At 54.4% G+C, this 22,082-nt stretch carries 21 protein-coding genes; 8 read left to right on the top strand and 13 right to left on the bottom strand.

Annotation, left to right across the window (positions count from 1 at the left end; all coding sequences use genetic code 11):
* Positions 1 to 6 precede the first annotated feature (6 nt).
* Entirely contained in the window at positions 7 to 1,872 is a 1,866-nt protein-coding gene (dxs, locus tag VRC33_RS05325; protein WP_338561616.1) for a 1-deoxy-D-xylulose-5-phosphate synthase, read from the top strand.
* 96 nt (positions 1,873 to 1,968) lie between these two features.
* Entirely contained in the window at positions 1,969 to 2,943 is a 975-nt protein-coding gene (locus VRC33_RS05320; RefSeq protein WP_338561613.1) for an aldo/keto reductase, read from the top strand.
* Between the two features lie 91 nt (positions 2,944 to 3,034).
* Here VRC33_RS05320 and pgpA read toward each other — a convergent pair whose 3' ends face one another.
* The 6 genes from pgpA to nrdR all read right to left on the bottom strand — a co-directional run bounded on the left by pgpA (position 3,035) and on the right by nrdR (position 7,179).
* Entirely contained in the window at positions 3,035 to 3,541 is a 507-nt protein-coding gene (gene pgpA / locus VRC33_RS05315; protein WP_338561611.1) for a phosphatidylglycerophosphatase A, read from the bottom strand.
* Positions 3,519 to 4,496, bottom strand: coding sequence for a thiamine-phosphate kinase (gene thiL, locus VRC33_RS05310; RefSeq protein WP_338561608.1), 978 nt, complete (start codon positions 4,494 to 4,496; stop codon positions 3,519 to 3,521). The genes pgpA and thiL overlap by 23 nt, the downstream gene beginning before the upstream one ends.
* A 54-nt stretch (positions 4,497 to 4,550) precedes the next feature.
* Positions 4,551 to 4,970, bottom strand: a complete 420-nt coding sequence (gene nusB / locus VRC33_RS05305) for a transcription antitermination factor NusB (protein WP_338561606.1) — start codon at positions 4,968 to 4,970, stop codon at positions 4,551 to 4,553.
* Positions 4,971 to 4,986: 16 nt separating this feature from the next.
* A complete protein-coding gene (ribE, locus tag VRC33_RS05300; protein WP_067705215.1) occupies positions 4,987 to 5,457 on the bottom strand; it encodes a 6,7-dimethyl-8-ribityllumazine synthase in 471 nt (156 codons plus the stop codon).
* Between the two features lie 168 nt (positions 5,458 to 5,625).
* Entirely contained in the window at positions 5,626 to 6,726 is a 1,101-nt protein-coding gene (gene ribD, locus VRC33_RS05295; RefSeq protein WP_338561602.1) for a bifunctional diaminohydroxyphosphoribosylaminopyrimidine deaminase/5-amino-6-(5-phosphoribosylamino)uracil reductase RibD, read from the bottom strand.
* A gap of 3 nt (positions 6,727 to 6,729) precedes the next feature.
* Positions 6,730 to 7,179 carry a transcriptional regulator NrdR gene (gene nrdR / locus VRC33_RS05290; RefSeq protein WP_338561601.1) on the bottom strand — a complete coding sequence of 150 codons (450 nt, stop codon included), beginning with the start codon at positions 7,177 to 7,179 and terminating at the stop codon, positions 6,730 to 6,732.
* Between the two features lie 201 nt (positions 7,180 to 7,380).
* Between nrdR and lysM the strand changes: the two genes are divergently transcribed.
* Entirely contained in the window at positions 7,381 to 7,821 is a 441-nt protein-coding gene (gene lysM, locus VRC33_RS05285) for a peptidoglycan-binding protein LysM (protein WP_338561599.1), read from the top strand.
* A 22-nt stretch (positions 7,822 to 7,843) separates the two neighbouring features.
* Positions 7,844 to 8,407: a DUF3251 domain-containing protein gene (locus VRC33_RS05280; protein ID WP_338561598.1), complete on the top strand. Its 564-nt coding sequence runs from the start codon at positions 7,844 to 7,846 to the stop codon at positions 8,405 to 8,407.
* A 38-nt stretch (positions 8,408 to 8,445) separates the two neighbouring features.
* On the opposite strand, the gene secF is transcribed toward VRC33_RS05280, so the two are convergent.
* The 5 genes from secF to queA form a co-directional block, all read right to left on the bottom strand.
* Positions 8,446 to 9,414: a protein translocase subunit SecF gene (gene secF / locus VRC33_RS05275; protein ID WP_338561596.1), complete on the bottom strand. Its 969-nt coding sequence runs from the start codon at positions 9,412 to 9,414 to the stop codon at positions 8,446 to 8,448.
* A gap of 10 nt (positions 9,415 to 9,424) precedes the next feature.
* A complete protein-coding gene (gene secD / locus VRC33_RS05270) occupies positions 9,425 to 11,272 on the bottom strand; it encodes a protein translocase subunit SecD (protein ID WP_338561594.1) in 1,848 nt (615 codons plus the stop codon).
* A gap of 27 nt (positions 11,273 to 11,299) precedes the next feature.
* Complete coding sequence (gene yajC, locus VRC33_RS05265; protein ID WP_338561592.1) at positions 11,300 to 11,632, bottom strand: preprotein translocase subunit YajC; 333 nt, start codon at positions 11,630 to 11,632, stop codon at positions 11,300 to 11,302.
* Between the two features lie 24 nt (positions 11,633 to 11,656).
* Positions 11,657 to 12,781, bottom strand: coding sequence for a tRNA guanosine(34) transglycosylase Tgt (tgt, locus tag VRC33_RS05260; protein WP_338561590.1), 1,125 nt, complete (start codon positions 12,779 to 12,781; stop codon positions 11,657 to 11,659).
* A 78-nt stretch (positions 12,782 to 12,859) separates the two neighbouring features.
* Positions 12,860 to 13,942, bottom strand: a complete 1,083-nt coding sequence (gene queA, locus VRC33_RS05255) for a tRNA preQ1(34) S-adenosylmethionine ribosyltransferase-isomerase QueA (RefSeq protein ID WP_338564063.1) — start codon at positions 13,940 to 13,942, stop codon at positions 12,860 to 12,862.
* Positions 13,943 to 14,030: 88 nt separating this feature from the next.
* Here queA and VRC33_RS05250 point away from each other — a divergent pair, with 88 nt between their 5' ends.
* The 4 genes from VRC33_RS05250 to VRC33_RS05235 all read left to right on the top strand — a co-directional run bounded on the left by VRC33_RS05250 (position 14,031) and on the right by VRC33_RS05235 (position 19,030).
* Positions 14,031 to 14,612, top strand: a complete 582-nt coding sequence (locus VRC33_RS05250) for an ACP phosphodiesterase (RefSeq protein WP_338561588.1) — start codon at positions 14,031 to 14,033, stop codon at positions 14,610 to 14,612.
* Positions 14,613 to 14,806: 194 nt separating this feature from the next.
* Positions 14,807 to 15,409, top strand: coding sequence for a peroxiredoxin C (locus VRC33_RS05245; protein WP_318789891.1), 603 nt, complete (start codon positions 14,807 to 14,809; stop codon positions 15,407 to 15,409).
* Positions 15,410 to 15,741: 332 nt separating this feature from the next.
* On the top strand, positions 15,742 to 17,688 hold the full coding sequence (locus VRC33_RS05240; RefSeq protein ID WP_338561584.1) for an acyltransferase family protein: 1,947 nt from the start codon (positions 15,742 to 15,744) through the stop codon (positions 17,686 to 17,688).
* Positions 17,689 to 17,779: 91 nt separating this feature from the next.
* Positions 17,780 to 19,030, top strand: a complete 1,251-nt coding sequence (locus tag VRC33_RS05235; protein WP_338561581.1) for a histidine-type phosphatase — start codon at positions 17,780 to 17,782, stop codon at positions 19,028 to 19,030.
* A gap of 95 nt (positions 19,031 to 19,125) precedes the next feature.
* Here VRC33_RS05235 and proY read toward each other — a convergent pair whose 3' ends face one another.
* Positions 19,126 to 20,481, bottom strand: a complete 1,356-nt coding sequence (proY, locus tag VRC33_RS05230; RefSeq protein ID WP_338561579.1) for a proline-specific permease ProY — start codon at positions 20,479 to 20,481, stop codon at positions 19,126 to 19,128.
* A gap of 67 nt (positions 20,482 to 20,548) precedes the next feature.
* Positions 20,549 to 21,871 carry a branched-chain amino acid transporter carrier protein BrnQ gene (brnQ, locus tag VRC33_RS05225; protein WP_338576925.1) on the bottom strand — a complete coding sequence of 441 codons (1,323 nt, stop codon included), beginning with the start codon at positions 21,869 to 21,871 and terminating at the stop codon, positions 20,549 to 20,551.
* Between the last annotated feature and the right edge of the window lie 211 nt (positions 21,872 to 22,082).

Raw genomic sequence — 22,082 nt, 5'->3', positions numbered from 1 at the left:
TCTCTGATGAGTTTTGATACTGCAAAATATCCGACGCTGGCGCTGGCCAGTTCGGTACAAGAATTACGTTCGCTGCCGAAAGAGAGCCTGCCAAAACTCTGTGACGAGCTACGCCAGTATTTACTCGACAGCGTCAGCCGTTCCAGCGGCCACTTTGCCTCCGGGCTGGGCGTGGTGGAACTGACCGTCGCGCTGCATTATGTCTACAACACGCCGTTTGATCATCTGGTGTGGGATGTTGGCCATCAGGCCTATCCACACAAGATCCTGACCGGACGACGCGATCGCATCGGTACCATCCGGCAGAAAAACGGTCTGCACCCTTTCCCGTGGCGTGATGAAAGTGAATATGATGTGCTGAACGTGGGCCACTCTTCTACTTCAATCAGTGCCGGTCTGGGCATGGCCGTTGCCGCCGAAAAAGAGGGCAAAGGCCGCCGCACCGCCTGTGTGATTGGCGACGGGGCGATCACCGCCGGAATGGCATTTGAAGCCATGAACCATGCAGGCGATATCAAATCCGATCTGCTGGTCATTCTGAACGACAACGAAATGTCGATTTCAGAGAACGTCGGCGCGCTGAATAATCGTCTGGCTCAGATTCTGTCTGGCAAAACTTATGCACGCCTGCGTGAAGGCAGCAAAAAGGTGCTGGGCGGGCTCCCTCCGATTAAAGAGCTGGTCAGACGCACCGAAGAACATCTCAAAGGGATGGTGGTGCCGGGCACGCTGTTTGAAGAGCTGGGCTTTAACTATATTGGCCCGGTTGACGGCCATGATGTGCTGACGCTGGTGCAGACGCTGAAAAATATGCGCGATCTCAAAGGTCCGCAGTTCCTGCATATCATGACCAAAAAGGGTAAAGGCTACGCACCTGCGGAAAAAGATCCGATTAGCTGGCACGCGGTGCCTAAGTTCGATCCCGCCAGCGGTCTGTTGCCGAAAGCCGTTGAAGGACTGCCGGGCTACTCCAAAATCTTTGGCCAGTGGCTGAGCGAAACCGCCGCAGATGATAACAGGCTGATGGCCGTGACGCCTGCCATGCGTGAAGGCTCCGGCATGGTGAGTTTCTCCCGCGATTATCCGGCGCAATATTTTGATGTGGCGATCGCCGAGCAGCACGCGGTGACGTTTGCTGCGGGCCTGGCCATTGGCGGTTACAAGCCGGTAGTGGCTATCTATTCTACCTTCCTGCAGCGCGCCTACGATCAGCTTATCCACGATGTGGCTATTCAGAAGCTGCCGGTCCTGTTTGCCATTGATCGTGGCGGCATCGTCGGGGCCGACGGCCAGACGCACCAGGGGGCATTTGATATCTCCTTCCTGCGCTGTATCCCGAACATGGTGATCATGACGCCAAGCGACGAAAATGAATGCCGCCAGATGCTCTATACCGGCTACCACTACTCGCAGGGGCCAAGCGCTGTTCGCTATCCCCGTGGGACAGGAACCGGTGCCGAGCTGAAACCTTTATCGTCCCTGCCGTTAGGCAAAGGCATGATGAAGCGCGAAGGCGAAAAGCTGGCGATCCTGAACTTTGGTACGCTGCTGCCTGAAGCGACGGCGGTTGCTGAATCGCTGAATGCCACGCTGGTCGATATGCGTTTTGTGAAACCTCTGGATGAGTCGCTGATTATCGAGCTGGCCGCCAGCCATGAAGCGCTGATCACGCTGGAAGAAGGCGCAATCAAAGGCGGCGCGGGAAGCGGCGTGATTGAGCTGCTGATGGCGAAACGCGTGCTGGTTCCGGTACTGAACATTGGCCTGCCGGATGAATTTATCCCGCAGGGAACTCAGGATGAGATCCGCCATGATTATCAGCTGGATGCAGAAGGAATTGAGCAGCAAATCAGCCGCTGGCTGGCGCAGTAACACCGCACAATGCTCCCCGTCCGGGGAGCTTTTCTCCTGCTATGCTTATTCAGATCTTAATCGGCTAAAGCCGTTCACTGACTGGCAGGAGCTTGCATGAAAACCACCAAACTGGGGACAACTGACCTCACCGTTTCCCGACTTTGTCTGGGCTGTATGACCTTCGGCCAACCCGATCGTGGCAACCACGCGTGGACACTCCCCGAAGAGAGCAGCCGTCCCCTGATCAAACAGGCGCTGGATGCGGGCATTAATTTCTTTGATACCGCTAACAGCTATTCCGACGGCAGCAGCGAAGAGATCGTGGGTCGCGCGCTGAAGGATTACGCCCGTCGCGATGAGATTGTGGTCGCCACTAAAGTCTATTTCCCCATGAGCAACCTTTCCGCTGGCCTGTCCCGCGCCAATATCATGCAATCCATAGATGACAGCCTGGGCCGTCTGGGCATGGATCACGTTGACCTGCTGCAAATCCACCGCTGGGATTACAACACCCCGCTGGAAGAGACGCTGGAAGCCCTGCACGATGTGGTAAAATCCGGTAAAGCACGTTATATCGGCGCATCATCCATGTTTGCCTGGCAGTTTGCCAAAGCGCTTTATACTGCTGACCAGCATGGCTGGACGCGTTTTGTCAGCATGCAGGATCAGTACAACCTGATCCAGCGTGAAGAAGAGCGTGAGATGCACCCCTTATGCCAGGCTGAAAACATCGCCGTACTGCCCTGGAGCCCGCTGGCAAGGGGTCGCCTGACCCGTCCCTGGGGCGAGACCACTGCCCGTTCGGTGTCGGATGAGTTTGGCAGCACGCTTTATAACAAAACGGAAGAGAACGACGGTGCGATAGCGGCCCGTGTTGCAGCTCTGGCGGAAGATAAAGGCGTCAGCCGTGCCCAGATTGCGCTGGCCTGGATGCTGGCTAAACCGGCCGTCACTGCGCCAATCATTGGGGCTTCAAGGGCTGAACAGCTGGACGACCTGGTGAAAGCTGTGGACGTTGAGCTGACGAAGGAAGAGCTTATTGAACTGGAAAGCGCCTATCAGCCGCACAATGTGGTGGGATTTGAGTAATAAAAATCAGCGGGTGTTATAGCAAGCTCCCCTGCCAGTAAAGGAGGGTATCAGCAATATCAAAGGGCGACCCTTGTCGCCCTTCTCAGCATTACAGCGCCAGATGGTGCCCGACGTAGTACAGGATGCCCGCAGAGAGTATCCCGGCGATGATATCGTCGACCATAATCCCCATGCCACCGTGCACATTGCGATCGAACCAGCGGATTGGCCACGGCTTCCAGATATCCAGAATACGGAAGATCACAAATCCGGCCAGCACCCATTGCCAGCTGTTAACCGGAACAGCCATCAGCGCGATCCACATGCCGATAAACTCATCCCAGACGATACTGCCGTGATCGTGCACGCCCATATCTTTTGCCGTACGGTGGCAAAGATAGACGCCGATGCAGATACCAAACATCACCACCAGGGAGTAAATATCCTGCGGCAGGTAGGTCATCAGACACCAGAACGGGATGGCTGCCAGCGAGCCCACGGTTCCCGGCATCCAGGGGAATAAGCCGCTGCCAAAGCCGGTAGCCAGCAAATGCCAGGGATTGCTCATTTTCAGGCGGCTTTTTGCCACATCTTTATCGCGCGTCAAAATGGTCAAATCCTTTCATTTTGTGCTGCACCGGCTTGCCGTCCTGTAACAGGATCAGCCCTTCGGACTGCGGCGCCATCTGGCCAATACAGGTAAAAGGCACGCCATAATGGCCCAGCGCCACATCCAGTGCGCCACGATTGATCTCGGGCACGGTAAAGCAGAGTTCATAATCTTCACCGCCGGTGAGCGCCCAGCGGATAGCCTGTTCCGGCTCGAAGTGCAGCTTCATCACTTCAGAGAGGGGCAAGGCATCCAGATTCAGACGCGCACCGCAGTCGCTGGCTTTAAGAATATGGCCCAAATCGGAAATCAACCCGTCTGACAGATCGATAGCGGCGCTGGCCAAATCACGCAGTGCCTGACCCTGCAGGATACGGGGCATCGGGCGCAGATGCCGTTTGATCAGCATCTCATGGGCCACCGGATCGTTGATCTTCACCCGGTGCTGCAACAGCGCCAGCCCGGCGGCACTGTCACCCAGCGCCCCCGTGACATAGATCCAGTCTCCGGGGCGGGCACCTGAACGTTTCAGCGCCCTACCCTGCGGCACCAGGCCGTGGATCCCCAGCGTCATACTTAGCGGCCCACGGGTGGTATCACCGCCTACCAGCTGCATATCGTAGTAATCCAGCAGCTCGAAAAGACTGTCACTGAAAGCTTTCAGCCACGTTTCATCGATCGAGGGCAGCGTTAATGCCAGCGTCAGCCAGGCCGGATCGGCTCCCATTGCAGCGAGATCGCTGAGATTGACCGCCAGCGCTTTGTAACCCAGATCGGCAGGATGAATGTCACGCAGGAAGTGGACGCCTTCCACCAGCGTATCGGTACTGATAGCCAGGGTCTGTTTTTCAGACAGCGTGAGTAATGCGCAGTCGTCGCCGATGCCCTTTTCCACATCGCGACGGGAGCTTGTCACGCGATCAAAATAGCGCGTAATAAGTTCAAATTCGCCACAGGCCATACAATGCATTCCGGGAATAAAAATAAAGAAGGCCGGATAACCGGCCTGGATGAATTACTTCTTGTTGGGGCGAATATAAGGAGCGGCTTTATCCAGCACGCCGTTGACAAACTTATGGCTGTCTTCAGCGCCGAACACTTTTGCCAGCTCAATGCCCTCGTTGATGGCTACCTTGTAGGGAACATCGGCACGCTTGCTCAGCTCAAACAACGAAATGCGCAGGATCGCCTTTTCTACCTGACCCAGCTCTTCAAGCTGGCGCGACAGGTAGGGCTTCATCAGGCCATCGAGGTATGCGCTGTTGGTTGCAACGCCGCTCAGCAGCTCACGGAAGTAGCTGATATCAACGTCTTTGACGTCTTGCTCCGCCAGAAACTGGTATTCGACATCAGCGATGTCGTTTTTAGACAACTGCCAGGAGTAAAGCGCCTGGACAGCACATTCACGGGCGCGGCGACGAGCAGCAGGTTTCACGAAATTCCCCTTTAAATCAGGCTTTGATGGCTTTCAATACGTTAATCATTTCAAGTGCGGTCAGGGCAGCTTCTGCGCCTTTATTACCCGCTTTGGTGCCGGCGCGCTCGATGGCCTGCTCAATGTTTTCTGTGGTGAGAACACCGAAAGCCACTGGAATATCGCTGTTCATAGCCACGCTGGCCAGGCCAGAGCTGGCTTCACCAGCCACATATTCAAAGTGGGCAGTCCCGCCACGAATAACGGTTCCGAGGGCGACAACGGCATCATGCTTGCCAGCGTTAGCCAGCGCACGAGCGGTCATTGGCATTTCATAGGCGCCCGGTACCCAGACCACGGTGATGTTTTCATCTTTCACCTGGCCGATGCGTTTCAGCGCATCAAGGGCACCGCTCAGCAGGCTGTCGTTGATAAAGTTGTTGAAGCGCGCAATGACAATGGCAACACGCGCATCAGGAGTAGCAACAGCAGCTTCAATAACGTTCATAATCTTCCTTTCAGGGTTCAGTTATGGCCCCGCAGGGGGGCGGATTCTATCATACTCTTTCAGGGTCTGCTCCGCTTTTAAACAGCCCTGTTTATTAGCTGGAAATGCAGCCGGGTTAGCGGCATTTGCTGGCAACCAGCGCAGTGCCGGTTGACGCTGAACGTAAATTCAGGCCGTCAGGGTCAGACGCAAATCTGGCCCCACCTGACGAATATCGCTGAAAGCAAAGGCAGGTGCGTCAGCAAGATGTGCTAAGCCGGGCAAATGGCACAAACCGCGTGCTCCGTCGCCCAGCAGTTTCGGTGCCATATACACAATCAGCTCATCCACCACGCCTGCGGCAAGCAGCGCACCGGCAAGCTTAGCCCCTGCTTCCACCCAGACAGTATTGATCTGCCGGCGGCCCAGTAACATCATCAGCGACACCAGGTCGGTTTGCCCGTTGTGACGGGGCACGGTGAACTGCTGAACATTGTCCGGCCAGCTAAGGCTGTCTGCCTGCTGGCGTGCCAGCCAGGTTTCACCGGGCTGAGCGATCAGACGGTGTTCCGGAGTGAGTTGATTATGACTGTCAATCACCACCCGCACCGGCTGACGCAAAGTGTCCAGCGCATAGTTCGTCTGAATCTCCTGCGGCAGTTCCTGCCAGCGAACGGTCAGAGAGGGATTGTCAGCAAGCACCGTGGCGCTGGTGCTGAGAATGGCAGAGCTTTCTGCACGCAGGCGCTGCACATCACGACGGGCTTCCGGGGAAGTGATCCACTGGCTCTCACCACTGGCCATTGCCGTGCGCCCATCCAGGGAAGCCCCCATTTTCAACTGTACCCAGGGGAATCCGGTGCGCATACGCTTGAGAAAGCCTCTGTTGATCGCTTCGGCTTCCTGCATCATCAGCCCGTGAGTAACCTCTATCCCCGCCTGCTGCAAACGATATAATCCTCGCCCGGCGACTTCAGGATTGGGATCCTGCATTGCAGCCACCACCCGACTAACCCCTGCAGCTATCAGCGCGTCGCAGCATGGCGGCGTGCGTCCGTGATGGCTACAGGGTTCAAGGGTGACATACGCAGTGGCTCCTTTGGCCTTCTCCCCTGCCATGCGCAACGCATGAACTTCTGCGTGCGGCTCTCCGGCGCGGAAATGATAGCCTTCCCCTACTAACTCCCCGCGGCGGACGATCACGCAGCCCACATTCGGGTTTGGTGTGGTGGTAAAACGGCCACGGCGGGCAAGCTCAAGTGCCCGCGCCATCCAGATTTCATCTTGCATGGATCAGTCCTGTAACCGGGCGATCTCTTCGCCAAACTCACGAATATCTTCGAAGCTGCGATAGACCGAAGCAAAGCGAATATAAGCGACTTTATCCAGTTTTTTCAGCTCGTCCATCACCAGGTTGCCAATCATCTTGCTTGGCACTTCACGTTCACCGGTGGAGCGCAGCTGACTTTTGATATGGCTGATGGCGTTTTCCACATCGTCAGAACTCACTGGCCGCTTCTCCAGCGCCTTCATCAGACCGCTGCTGAGCTTGTCTTCGTTAAAAGGTTCGCGGACTTCATTGCTTTTCACCACGCGCGGCATCACCAGTTCAGCCACTTCAAAGGTGGTGAAACGCTCATGGCAGAGCAGACACTGGCGACGACGGCGCACCGAAGTCCCTTCCCCGACAAGGCGGGAGTCGATCACTTTGGTGTCGACAGCTGAACAGAACGGGCAATGCATGATGCTTCCTGATAATCCTGGAAATTGGCTGCTAGTGTAGCGCGAAGTGCCCGCTAACAAAATAACGGCTTAGCCATTTCCTGGCTATGGCCGCCGCCCGCTCCCTCCTGCCCTTTAAAGTTGACGTGCCGATTTACCGTCTATAATAACCCTGCTGAAAAGCGTAAATTTTTCTCTTATCGACTATTAACCGGAGGATATATGGGATTGTTTAACTTCGTTAAAGAAGCAGGCGAAAAATTATGGGACTCGGTCACCGGCGGAGACGATCAGTCGAAAAAGCTGAAAGAGCACATCGATAAGCTGGGTTTGCCAGGCAGCGACAAGGTAGATGTAAAGGTCGGTGAAGATGGCAAGGCCAGTATCAGTGGTGATGCTATTTCGCAGGAGCTGAAAGAAAAAATCCTGATCGCTGCCGGTAACGTAGCCGGTATCACCGCCGTGGATGACAACGTCAAAGTAGCGCAACCTGCCACCGAAGCCACATTTTACACCGTGAAGTCTGGCGACACGCTGAGCGCCATCTCCAAACATGTGTATGGCGATGCCAGCAAATACAATAAGATCTTTGAAGCTAATAAGCCGATGCTCTCCCATCCGGATAAAATCTATCCGGGACAGACATTGCGCATTCCTGAATAAACACGGCAAGGAGCACGTGGGCATGGTGAAGAGTAAATCTCTGGTGATGATAACGGCGCTGATGCTGGCAGGTTGTGCAGCACCAAAGCCGCAACCGGAGCTGAACAAGTTACATAATCAGGTGGGGAAACTGAACACCGAGATGCGTCAACTGACTCAGCAGGCTTCCAGTCTTGAGCAGCAGAACATGCTCAACAGCACCTCCGATCAGGGGGCCTGGTTACTGCCAGCCACCCATACAGCGGTAGTGCTGAAAAGCCAGATTGGGGATATGCGTCTTTCTCTGAGCCATATCGAAAGTGAAGCCAACGGCACACGGGCGATCCTGCATTTTCGTGCCGCCGGAGAAAATACCCTGCCCGCCTTTACGGCACGGATTGAGTGGGGCGAAATGGATCCCACCACCGGTAAACCTTTACAGGCAGACAGTCAGAGCCAGGCCATCAGCGTTGCGGATTCTTTACTGCCGCGCAGTGAAGTCACTGTTCCTCTGCGCCTGAGTAATATCGCGCCTGAGCAGCTGGGTTATCTGCGCGTACATGATGTTGTGCCGCAGACGGCCTCACCGCCTGCCGCCACGCCATAAAAAAAGGCCGCTTTCGCGGCCTTTTTCATTTATTCAGCTTAAGGCAGAATCGAAGGCTGATCGGCGCCCTCTTTTTCCACTTTTTGCTGCAGCATATGTTCGCGTTTCATTCCCAGTTTCAGCGCCAGCGCTGAAGCCACGTAGATAGACGAAATGGTACCGATTGAGACACCAATCAGCATGGTCAGCGAGAAGCCTTCCAGCAGTGCGCCACCGAAAATAAACAGCATCAGTACCACCACCAGCGTAGTAGCCGAGGTCATGATGGTTCGGCTTAGCGTCTGGGTCAGTGAGACGTTGACGATATCGTAAGGGGTGCCGCGACGGATCTTGCGGAAGTTCTCACGAATACGGTCCGAGACCACGATGCTGTCGTTCAGCGAGTAACCAATTACCGACATCAGTGAGGCGATGATGGTCAGATCTATCTCTATATGGAACAGAGAGAGGATCCCCATGGTAATGATGACGTCGTGCGCCAGTGCCAGTACGGCCCCTAACGCCAGCCGCCACTCAAAACGGAAGCCGACGTACACCAGAATCGCAATCAGCGCTACCAGCAGCGCCATGCCACCAGCCTGCGCCAGATCGCTACCCACGCTTGGCCCGACGAATTCGATACGCTTAACCGTGGCATTCTGCTGGCTGGCCTGGTTAATGGTGGTCACCACCTTGTTACCCAGATCCTGCCCTACTGCGCCGTCATTGGGAGACAAACGCACCAGCACGTCACGGCTGCTGCCGAAGTTTTGAATCTGAGGATCAACAAAGCCAGACTTCTCCAGCGCACCGCGCAGGCTGTCCAGATCCGCTGGTTTCTCCAGTGTGATTTCAATAACGGTACCACCGGTGAAATCCAGCCCCCAGTTGAACCCTTTCACGCCCATCACCAGAAAAGAGGCGATCAGCAGTAAACCTGAAAGGGTAAAGGCCAGTTTGTCCCAGCGCATAAAGTCATGAACTTTACGCCCGTAGTTTAGTTGTTCAACGCTATAGTCCTGTGCCACAACGCACTCCTCAGATAGACAGCTTGGTGATGCGTTTGCCGCCGTACAACAGGTTGACGATGGCACGGGTACCGACAATGGCGGTAAACATAGAAGTCATCACGCCGATGGCGGTCGTAATGGCGAAGCCTTTGATCGACCCGGTACCCACCGCATAAAGAATAATCGCGGTGATCAACGTGGTGACGTTGGCATCAACGATACTGGAGAACGCGCCTTTATAGCCCTCATGGATAGCCTGTTGAATGGACCGGCCATTCTTTATCTCTTCCTTGATACGTTCATTAATCAGCACGTTAGCATCTACCGCAACCGCCAGCGTCAGTACGATACCGGCAATACCCGGCATCGTCAGCGTGGCGCCAGGCAGCAGCGACATGATACCGACAATCAGTACCAGGTTGGCGACCAGCGCAGTAGTGGCGATCACACCGAACTTACGGTAGTAAACCACCATAAAGACGATAGAGGCGATCAGGCCCCACAGGCAGGCTTCCAGACCCTGGGTGATGTTCTGCTGACCCATAGTTGGACCAATAGTCCGCTCTTCAACAATCTGAATCGGCGCAATCAACGCACCGGCACGCAGCAGCAGTGAAAGCTGGCGGGCTTCGTTCGGGTTGTTGATACCGGTGATACGGAAGCTGTTACCCAGTCGGGACTGGATATTCGCCACGTTGATAACCTCTTCCTGCTTCGCAAGGATCGACCGGCCATTGGCATCTTTCTTACCGCTGTCTTTGTATTCCACAAACAGCGTTGCCATCGGCTTACCGATATTATCCTTAGTGAAGTTGGACATGATGTTGCCACCGGCGCTGTCCAGCGAGATGTTTACCTGGGCCTGGTTGTACTCATCCTGGCTCGACGTGGAGTCAGTGATGTGGTCACCGGTCAGGATCACTCGCTTGTACAGGGTAACCGGCTGGCCATCACGCATGTTCTTCACTTCAGAATCACCAGGGACACGGCCATTAGCCGCAGCGGTTGGATCAACAGAGGTGTTAACCAGACGGAATTCCAGGGTCGCAGTAGCGCCCAGAATCTCTTTCGCACGGGCAGTGTCCTGAATACCAGGCAACTCAACCACAATGCGATCGGATCCCTGACGCTGCACCAGTGGCTCAGCAACGCCCAGCTGGTTTACACGATTACGCAGGATAGTGATGTTCTGCTGCACCGCATATTCGCGGGCTTCACGCAGACGATCGTCAGTCATCACCGCCCGCAGGAGATTGCTCCCCGAAGTGCTGATCACCAGGTCACGATGGCGACCCGTCAGGTAACTGACGGCATCATCACGCGCTGCAGCATCACGGAAACGAATTTCCAGACCGTAGTTGTCGGTCTTGCGAACGTTGGTATAAGGAATGTTTTTGTCGCGCAGATCGCTTCTGAGGTTATCAATGTTCTGCTCCTGGAGTTTACCCAGAGCAGTATCCATATCGACTTCCATCAGGAAGTGCACGCCGCCACGCAAATCAAGACCGAGTTTCATCGGCTCGGCGGCCAGCATGCTCAGCCAGGTTGGGGTGGCTGGGGCAAGGTTAAGCGCCACGACGTAATCTTCGCCGAGCACCTGGGTAATGGCATCACGGGCGCGCAGTTGCACATCACCGTTAGCAAAACGCGCCATAATGGCGCCATTTTCCAGCGCAATAGATTTGCTCTGGATATTGTCCTGTTTCAGGGCATTTTGGATCTGAACCAGCGTCTGCTCACTGGCGGCGCTTCCGCGCGCACCAGTGATCTGAACAGCCGGATCCTCACCATAAAGGTTGGGAAGTGCATACAACAGGCCGCCGATTAACACGACGATCAGCATGATGTACTTCCACAAAGGATAACGGTTTAACACGGCAGTTCCCTTAGGGAAAACAAAAAATTAAAGCGCCTTCATCGTACCTTTCGGCAGAACGGCAGCCACAAAATCACGTTTAACGACAACTTCCGTAGTCTCGTTCAGCGCGATGGCAACATAACCGGTATCACTCACTTTAGTGACACGGCCAACCAGACCGCCGGTGGTCAGCACTTCATCACCTTTGGAAATGGAATCCATCAGTTTTTTATGCTCTTTACCGCGTTTCTGCTGTGGACGCAGGATCATGAAGTAGAAAATCAGACCAAACACCACCAGCATGATAACCAGTGAATACGGGCTTCCCTGAGACGGCGCGCCTGCTGCTGCTACAGCGTCAGAAATGAACAAGCTCATTAAATTTCCCTCATTGTTTAATTATCAGACGTTTAACGGTGGAACCGCTGTGCCCGTCCGGTCATAGAATTCAGTCACGAAGTGCTCTAATTTACCTTCTTCGATAGCCTGGCGTAAACCTGCCATCAAACGCTGGTAATAGCGCAGGTTATGGATGGTATTCAGACGTGCACCCAGTATTTCGTTACAACGGTCCAGATGATGCAAGTAGGCACGGCTGTAATTGCGACAGGTGTAGCAATCACACTCCGAATCCAGCGTTGCGGTGTCATCTTTGTATTTCGCGTTACGAATTTTCACCACGCCGTCGGTCACAAACAGATGACCATTACGGGCGTTGCGGGTTGGCATTACGCAGTCAAACATATCGATGCCGCGACGCACGCCTTCCACCAAATCCTGTGGCTTGCCGACGCCCATCAGGTAACGAGGTTTGTCTTCCGGGATCTGTGGGCAGACGTGCTCCAGAATACGGTGCATATCTTCTTTAGGCTCACCGACCGCCAGGCCGCCCACAGCGTAACCATCAAAGCCAATATCTACCAGCCCTTTTACCGAGACATCTCGTAAATCTTCGTAAACCCCGCCCTGGATTATGCCGAAAAGCGCATTTTTATTCTCAAGAGAATCAAAGCGATCGCGACTACGCTGTGCCCAGCGCAGTGACATCTCCATTGAGCGCTTAGCGTAATCCCAGTCGGCAGGATATGGCGTACATTCATCAAAGATCATCACGATATCAGAGCCGAGATCGTTCTGGATCTCCATAGACTTTTCCGGATCCAGGAAGATCGCATCCCCATTTATAGGGTTACGGAAATGCACCCCAGCTTCCGTGATCTTGCGGATATCGCCCAGGCTGAACACCTGGAAGCCGCCGGAGTCGGTGAGGATCGGCCCTTTCCAGTTCATAAAGTCATGCAGGTCGCCGTGCAGCTTCATGATCTCCTGGCCGGGACGCAGCCATAAATGGAAGGTGTTGCCCAAAATAATCTGAGCGCCGGTCTCTTCTACTTCTTCCGGCGTCATGCCTTTTACGGTGCCGTAAGTGCCCACAGGCATAAATGCCGGGGTTTCAACCACGCCGCGATCAAAGATCAGACGGCCACGGCGCGCGCGCCCATCAGTAGTATCTAATTCGAACTTCACATTGCCTCCACCAGAGAAACAGTCTGATGTTAAGTGTTAACAGCCGCCCGTGGCGGCTGCGTAGGGAGTATGCCAACCTCAGGTCGGCGACGGTTCGCCCACCTGCTCATTCATCGCCTGCGGGTTGCGGGTGATAAACATCGCATCGCCATAGCTGAAGAAGCGGTACTGCTCTGCCACTGCCTGCTGGTAAGCCCGCATGGTGTTGCGATAGCCGGCAAAGGCCGAGACCAGCATAATCAGCGTGGATTCAGGCAGGTGGAAGTTAGTGACCAGCGCATCAATAACCTGATACTGGTAGCCGGGGAAAATGAAAATTTTGGTGTCATCAAAGAAGGGGGCAATCAGGGCATCCTGCGCTGCCTGAGCCGCGCTTTCCAGCGAACGGACTGAGGTGGTGCCGACGGCAACAACGCGATTACCCCGGGCTTTACACGCCAGCACGGCATCCACCACTTCCTGTGGCACTTCAGCGTATTCAGCGTGCATGATGTGATCTTCAATGCTGTCGACCCTCACCGGCTGGAAGGTCCCCGCGCCCACGTGCAGGGTGACAAACGCCGTCTCCACCCCTTTCTCGCGCAGGGCGGCCAGCAGAGGCTCATCAAAGTGCAGGCCGGCTGTAGGTGCGGCCACCGCGCCGGGACGTTCGCTGTAGACAGTCTGATACAGCTCGCGATCGGACTCTTCATCAGGACGGTCGATATAGGGAGGCAGCGGCATGTGCCCCACGGCTTCCAGGATATCCAGCACCGCTCGCTCATCCTCAAACTTCAGTTCGAAAAGCGCGTCATGACGGGCGACCATAGTGGCCTTAACGCTTTCGTCATCCCCCAGCAGCAATTCTGCACCCGGCTTTGGTGCTTTCGAGGCGCGCACATGGGCCAGAACACGGTGCTCATCCAGCATCCGCTCGACCAGCACTTCAATTTTTCCACCGCTGACTTTACGGCCAAAAATACGAGCAGGAATTACCCGCGTATTGTTGAATACCAGCAGATCGCCGGGATTAAGCTTGTCCAGCAAATCGGTGAAAACGCCATGTGACAACTCACCATCCGGCCCGTTAAGGGAGAGAAGGCGACATCCGCTGCGCTGGGCCTGCGGATAGTGGGCGATCAAAGATTCGGGCAACTCAAAGGAAAAATCGGCAACGCGCATGGTCATTCACTGTCTGGGAAATCAGGGCGCACATTCTAGCTGATAACCGCTCATATCTAAACAACTCCCCGCACGATATACTCCCCCCATGAACTTTCTTGCTCACCTTCACCTGGCCTCACTGGCCGACAGCTCTCTTCTCGGTAACCTGATGGCCGATTTTGTGCGTGGCAACCCGCATAATGACTGGCCTGAGTCCGTTGCTGAGGGGATCCTGCATCATCGCCGTATTGATGTGATGACCGATTCACTGCCCGAGGTCCGCGCCGCCCGTGAGTTTTTCCGCGTTGAAACCCGGCGCGTATCCCCGATTACGCTCGACGTGGTGTGGGATCATTTTCTGTCACGCCACTGGGATAAAATCGTCCCGGAAATTTCTTTGCCAGCTTTTTTGGCTAATGCGAAATCTGTGATCGAGCCTGAATTACCCTCGACACCAGAGCGTTTCCAGAATCTTAACCGTTACTTATGGACTCAGCGCTGGATGGAACGTTATGCAGAGGCGGATTATCTGCAAAACGTGTTAAGCGGGATGGCCAGTCGTCGCCCGCGCCTGGCCGCGCTGGAAAATTCATGGCAGGATTTTAGTGATAACTATGAACAGTTTAACGCTTTTTTCTGGCAGTTTTATCCGGTGATGATGGAAAAAGCCGCCCGCAAAGCCCTGTAGCCTGATGCAAAGTGCATAACCCTTGCCCTTTTGCTGAAAAAGTCTATTGTATGGGACTGCTTTAGTAATTCACCTGTTTTGATAGGTTACACCTATCAGAATAATCGGCGTTTAGCGCTGGTACCTTCACAGGCGTCGCTTTTATACTGCAGGCGTTTTGTTTTCTTAATCTAACTACCTTTACAGGAGTGAATATGGTCCTGGTAACTCGTCAAGCCCCTGATTTTACTGCCGCAGCCGTGCTGGGCAACGGTGAAATCGTTGAAAACTTCAACTTCAAAAAACACACCGCTGGTAAAGCTACCGTTGTGTTCTTCTGGCCAATGGACTTCACCTTCGTTTGTCCTTCTGAACTGATTGCCTTCGACAAGCGTTACGAAGAGTTCCAGAAGCGCGGCGTGGAAGTGGTCGGCGTTTCCTTCGATTCTGAGTTTGTGCATAACGCATGGCGCAAAACTCCAATCGAAAAAGGCGGCATCGGCGAAGTGAAATATGCCATGGTTGCTGATATCAAGCGTGAAGTGCAGAAAGCTTACGGTATTGAGCATCCGGACGCAGGCGTTGCTCTGCGTGGTTCATTCCTGATCGACAAAGCCGGTGTGGTTCGCCACCAGGTTGTTAACGACCTGCCACTGGGCCGTAACGTTGATGAAATGCTGCGTATGGTTGACGCGCTGCAGTTCCACGAAGAGCACGGCGAAGTGTGCCCGGCTCAGTGGGAAAAAGGAAAAGAAGGTATGGGCGCGTCTCCAGACGGCGTTGCTAAATACCTGTCCGAGAACGCGGCTAAGCTGTAATAGCTTTCCCGTTCCTGAAAGGCTCGCTAAGGCGGGCCTTTTTTATTGCTTTCATATCAAGCCTTGCTATCCCTCCAGCCACCTCTTTAATTCATTTATTTCTTTATTAATCCCTGTTAAACCCAGAATAAAATTTTTATATTCTTTGAGATTCGTCTCTGAGATTTTTCTATTTTTTACCTCGCATATAGCCACTCTTATCCGGCATCGTTACTCTGTAAAATCAGCCAGCCTCAGCAAGGTCACTGCTCTTACCCTGCCGTGCCAGCTGGACTCATGGGTCAGATTTTTTCCTTTCAACACCAATGTTGAGCTTTGTGGAAAGATTAAACATGGTTAACGTGCTTGCGTATCGCAGAGATATTGATGGCCTGAGGGCCCTTGCCATCCTGCTGGTGGTTCTGTTCCATTCCGGAGTGGGAGCATTAAGCGGAGGGTTTATTGGTGTGGATGTTTTCTTCGTGATCTCCGGATTTTTGATTGGCAGTATTATTTCGCGTGAAATAAGCCAGCACCGGTTCTCCTTTCAGCAATTTTATATCCGACGGATACGTCGTATTGCGCCCGCGCTATTCTTTATGCTGTTCTGCATTACGGCACTCAGCTATAACCTTCTCTCTCCGCTGGAGTTCCGCGATCTGGCGAAATATGTCACCTCAGTCCTGCTGTTCGTTCCCAATATCATGCTGATGAAAGGCATCGATTATTTTAATCCTGATGCCGATCTCAACCCCATGCTGATGACCTGGTCGCTGGGAATAGAGGAGCAATTCTATTTTGTCCTTCCTGCGTTGCTGCTGCTGGCCCACAAGCTGCGCTTCTCGCCCAAAGTGGCGATCGCCGTGCTGAGTCTGGCCTCACTGGTAGCGGGTATCGTTATTACCCCCCTCAACACCAGTAACGCATTTTATCTGCTGCATACCCGTGCCTGGGAACTGGGTGCGGGCGTCCTGCTGGCCCTGTACCGTAGCCAGCCCGTTACCGGGACAAAGAGCCTGCCGCTGACGCTGGCCGGTTTGGTGCTGATCCTGGTCCCGGTATTTACGCTGGATAAAGAGAGCGCCTTTCCCGGCTATCTGGCTTTGATGCCGGTCGGCGGAGCCGTGCTGTTGATGCTGACCCACAACGGGATTCACCGGCGGCTGCTGGAGAATCCCGTGATGGTCTTTATAGGTAAAGTCTCCTACTCCTGGTACCTGTGGCACTGGCCTTTACTGAGCCTGGCGAGGATCAGTACAGATGATCCTCTGACGGTAGTACAGGGACTGACGATCAGTGCGGGCGCGCTGTTAATCGCCACTTTCTCCTGGTATTTTGTGGAAAAACCCTTCCGTCGCCCCGCCCAGCCAGGGCAGCGAATTATTACTGTCTACACGCTGATGTGCGGGGTAGGTATTTTAACCTTTACCTCAATCTATCTGACCGGCGGGTTGAAATATCGGGTCAGCGAGCAGGTCAATAACGGCGAGTTCTACAAGATCGAGGCACAAACCAATCCCTGCCTGCTAACCTATGGCCCTAACCTGCCGTCAACCAACAGCCTGTGCATGCCAGTAACGGCCGTACCCGCCGTTGCGCTGGTGGGAGACAGCCACGCAGCCGCCCTGAGATCGGCTGTTGAGCACTATGCTTCAGCAAAGCAGAAGCCTCTGTTTGAACTGACCAAATCATCCTGTCCGTTTTTAGTGGGTGCCAGCCGTTATATGAGCGAGCAGCCTGCTCAGGGCGAGCAGTGCTCGGCGTTTAATCAGGCGGTCATGAAAACCCTGCTCAGTGATAAAGTCGATGAAGTGGTGATTACCGCCTACTGGTCCGCCGGATTATCGCTGACACCCGGCTATGGCTACCGCTCCCTTGATGGAAAAGTCACCGACAATTATCAGGCTCTTGATGCGGGGATTGGCAATGCGGTAACGCAATTACTGGCCGCCAATAAAAAAGTCACCCTGATTGAAGATGCGCCGGGGCTGGATATCGATCCTCTGCGCTTTAACAACAGCCAGCACATCCCGTTGCGGAAAACCCTCAACGGCTGGCTCAGTAACAGCTCGCAGCCCCAAAAAACCACAGACCGGACTCTGCGCTTCCATCTGACTGAAGATAAAATCAACTCTCTGCTGGACGCTTATGCCCAGAAAGGGGTCAAGGTTATCCGGTTGAAAGATAACTTATGCACGCTGCAAGGCTGTCTGATTGCCAGTAAAGGGTTGCCGCTTTATTACGATACGCACCATCTGACCGATCTGGGCAGCACCATTGCGCTGGGCAATAATTTATAGGCTCAAACACGCCAGGCGCGGTGGTTTCATTGCCCCGACGATTAGGTTACTGTCTGTGGCGATGAAAACTTCTGATGCCCCAGGGCGCTCAATGAGCCGCCTCCTTATCCTGCTGTTGAGCCTCTTCAGCCTGAGTCTGCAGGCTGAAGAGGCTCACTACAGGCTGGAAAAAGTGGTGGAGGTCAGCCGACATGGCGTCCGCCCACCCACCCCTGGCGATCGTAAGTTGATTGAAGTTGGCTCGGGGCGCAACTGGCCAGCCTGGCAGACTGAAGACGGCCATCTGACCGGCCAGGGTGAAGCTGCGGTTATACTGAAAGCCCGTTATGAAGTTCAGCGCTACCGTGCGCTTGGCCTGCTTCCGGCTGGCTGCCCTGCCTCTGGTGATGTTTATATTCGGTCCAGCACGTTGCAACGCACCCAGGCTACCGCAAATGCATACTCTTCAGCGGCTTTTCCCGGCTGTGACGTACCTGTAGAGACGCTGAAAAACAGGGATGTGCTCTTCTCATTCCCCAGCCATAAAGCCAGCGAAGCGGAAAAAGCCCGCAACAGACAGGAAGCGCTCACCGCGCTGGGAGGCGATCTGCAGCAGGCACAACAGCGTCTGCAACCCCAAATTTCCCTCCTCAAAAACGCTGTCTGTGAGAAGGATCGTCCCTGCCCTGCTTTCGAACAGCCGTGGGTTTTAAAGAGCTGGTCCAACGGTGGATTAGCAATCGTTGGACTGGACACGCTGGCCGCGATGGCAGAAACGATCCGGCTCGCCTGGAGTGAAAATCAGCCGCTGGATAAGGTCGCCTTTGGCCATGCCGACAGCGCGGCTGATGTGGGTAAACTGATGCCGCTGCTGACGGCGAAGTATGACTTCACCAATGACCTGCCTTCAGCCGCCCGTCGGGGAGGCTCAGTGTTGATGGGGCAAATCGCCAAGGCCATGAAGCCGGGAAAACAGCAGGATGCCCCACCTGACGTTCGCTGGCTGCTCTATGTCGCCAGCGATATCAATATCTCTTACCTGCGTACCCTGCTCAACTTCACATGGCAACAGGGCGATTATCCCCGGGGAAATATCCCGCCCGGTGGCAGCCTTGTTTTCGAACGCTGGCAGGATACACAGAGCCGGCAACGCTATCTCCGCATCTATTTTCAGTCGCAAAGCCTGGATCAAATCCGGCACCTTACGCCATTAAGTGCCGATAATCCGTTGATGATCGCTGAGTGGCACTTTCCCGGCTGTAAAAATACCCCTGCAGGCACGCTTTGCCTTTATGACTCTTCACTGGAGCATATCAGCGAGAATATCGACCACTCATGGCTTGAGCCTGTAAGTTATCCCTGATGCACCGTGGGGTTCGGTGAGGGTAATAATTACGAAACGGCGCTCTGGTGCGCTGTTGAAAACAAAAAGGCCGGATTTCTCCGGCCTTTTTGCAGTTATACGGTGACTTTTTTCCGCACGAAGAGCCAGCTGACCAGCAGCAGCACTATCCAGCCTACTCCCACGTACAGCGATATCCGGGTATCCGGGAAGTAACCAATCAGGCCGATAATAAAGGCCAGGAACAGAATCCCAACCAGGGCGGTAAAGATGCCGCCCGGCATAGCAAACTTCAGCGCTTTAGCCTGCTCTTTGCTCAGCGTCCGGCGGAAACCAATCTGAGCAAACAGGATCATTATCCACACCCAGACGGTGGCAAAAGTGGCCAGTGAGGCAATCACCAGGAAGACTTTTTCCGGCATCAGATAGTTCAGGTAGACCGCTATCAACATCGCGGCCATCATCACCAGCACGGTGACCCACGGAATACCACGGCGTGAGACAGTGCCAAACATTTTAGGGGCATGTCCCTGCTCTGCCATGCCGTGCAGCATGCGGCCAACGCCAAATACATCGCTGTTAATCGCCGATAACGACGCGGTAATCACCACAAAGTTCAGAATAGCGGCAGCCGCAGCAATGCCCATATGCTGGAAGGTCAGCACAAAAGGACTGCCGTTGGTGCCGACCTGATTCCAGGGGAAGATCGACATGATGACGAACAGCGTCCCCACGTAGAACACCAGAATACGCAGCGGAACGGTATTAATAGCCTTGGGAATAGATGTCTCAGGATCTTTTGCTTCGCCCGCGGTAATCCCGATGATTTCAATGCCGCCGTAGGCAAACATCACAATCTGCAATGACAGCACCATGCCGATCACGCCGTGGGCAAAGAAGCCGCCGTTGGTCCAGAGGTTATGGATGCCGGTCGCCTGGCCCCCGTTGCCGATGCCCCAGAAGATAATGCCAATCCCGGCGACAATCATGATGATGATGGTCGCGACTTTAAACAGAGAGAGCCAGAACTCGACTTCGCCGAACACCTTTACCGTGGCCATATTGATGGCGCCGATAATCAGCACCACGCTCAGTACCCAGATCCAGTGCGGCACATCCGGGAACCAGACGCCCATATAGATCCCGAAGGCGGTGACGTCGGCTATGGCGACAATCAGGATTTCAAAACAGTAGGTCCAGCCGGTGATGTAACCTGCCAGCGGGCCAAGGTAGTCCTGGGCATAGCGAGAGAAGGAGCTGGCCTGAGGGTTGTTGACGGACATTTCGCCCAGCGCGCGCATGATGATATAAGCAATAGCGCCGCCGATAATATAGGCCAGAATCACGCTCGGACCGGCCATCTTCATCGCATCAGCCGAACCGTAGAACAGCCCGGTGCCGATTGCTGACCCCAATGCCATAAAACGAATGTGGCGGGTACTCAGTCCCTTTTTGAGCGTATTTTTTGTCATCTTTCTACTTCTGTTATCACTCTGTGAACATCCCCTGCGGCAAGGCCGCCGGGGACGAATTCATCACTTATTGCTGGTGTGCATTAACCTGCTGACGAGCTGCTACGCGATCGTAAACCGCAACCAGAATCAGCATTGCTACCGACGGTGGCAGCCAGGCAAGGCCCTGCTCTGCCAGCGGCAGATTCTGCGCGAAGGCAGGTATCGCCTCTTTCCAGCTGGTAGTTTTAACCGCATCCACAATGCCGAACAGCAGGCTGACCAGCATGGTCGGCGCGATGATACGACTGCTTTTTTTCCACCAGTTCAGCGTGAAGCTCAGCAGGATCAGCACGATACAAGGCGGATAAATGGCGGTCAGAACCGGAATAGAAATCTCAATCAGATGGCTCAGACCGAGATTTGAGACCAGCATGGAGAACAGGCCCAGGATAAACACCAGCTGGCGATAGCTCAGCGGCAGATACTGCTCGAAGAACTCTGCGCAGGCACAGGTCAGGCCCACAGCCGTAACCATACAGGCAACGAAGATCAGCAAGGCGAGGAAGCTGCTGCCCATGCCGCCAAAGGTTTGCTGAACATAGGCGTGAAGAATAGCAGCGCCATTGGCGTTCTGATCAACGATAGAGGCGCTGTCTGAACCCAGTTTGAACAGTGCCAGATAAACCAGCGTCAGGCCAACACCCGCGATCAGACCTGCCATTACGGTGTATCGGGTCAGCAGTTTCGCTTCGCTGACGCCACGCGAGCGTGCAGCATTAACAATCACAATCCCGAACACCAGCGCACCCAGGGTATCCATCGTCAGATAGCCGTTTACGAAGCCACTGGAGAAGGCCGCATGCTGATAGGCTTCGGTAGCCAGCGCCAGGCCGCCCGCAGGCCAGATCAACGCGGCAATACCCAACACGGCCAGCGCGACAATTTTCAGCGGCGCAAGGAAATGTCCCACGGTATCCAGCAGTTTGCCGGGATAAAGAGAGATGCCAATAACCAGCGAGAAGTACACGAGGCTGTAGATAAACAGCGGCAGTGCGCCGTCACCCGTTAGCGGCGCAATGCCGACTTCAAAGGAGACTGTCGCGGTGCGCGGCGTGGCGAACAGGGGGCCTACTGCGAGATAGCACACCGTTGCCAGCACGATACCGGCCGCTTTACCAATGGGTGAACTCAGCGCGTCAATGCCGCCGCCAACGCGTGCAAGCGCGATAACGGTGATGACTGGCAGACCCACAGCGGTGATCAGGAAGCCCAGTGCGGCAATCCATACGTGTTCACCAGATTGAATACCCACCATCGGCGGGAAGATGATATTGCCAGCGCCCACAAACAGGGCAAAGGTCATAAACCCCAGCGCCAGGATATCTTTGGAAGTTAATCGATTAGTCATAAGCAGAAAATTAGCCCGTACCGGTGTTAAGTGAAGTCGTGATGTCAGCTTCATCACCCTGTGTGCTCTAAAAACGCTAATAATTCAAACCGATACAGGTCATTATTCTGTCCTGAGGTCGCTCTGGCAGCGGATTTGCGCTGATTTTAATTTTACTACAGGGGGATAATGTAAAAACGGCGCTAAGTAAACCGTTTATAGCGGAGAAAGG

The sequence above is a fragment of the Erwinia sp. E_sp_B01_1 genome (genome assembly GCF_036865545.1).
Classification (GTDB): domain Bacteria; phylum Pseudomonadota; class Gammaproteobacteria; order Enterobacterales; family Enterobacteriaceae; genus Erwinia.
Note: the sequence above shows the minus strand (reverse complement) of the source record. Positions and strands in the feature narration are given on the sequence as shown.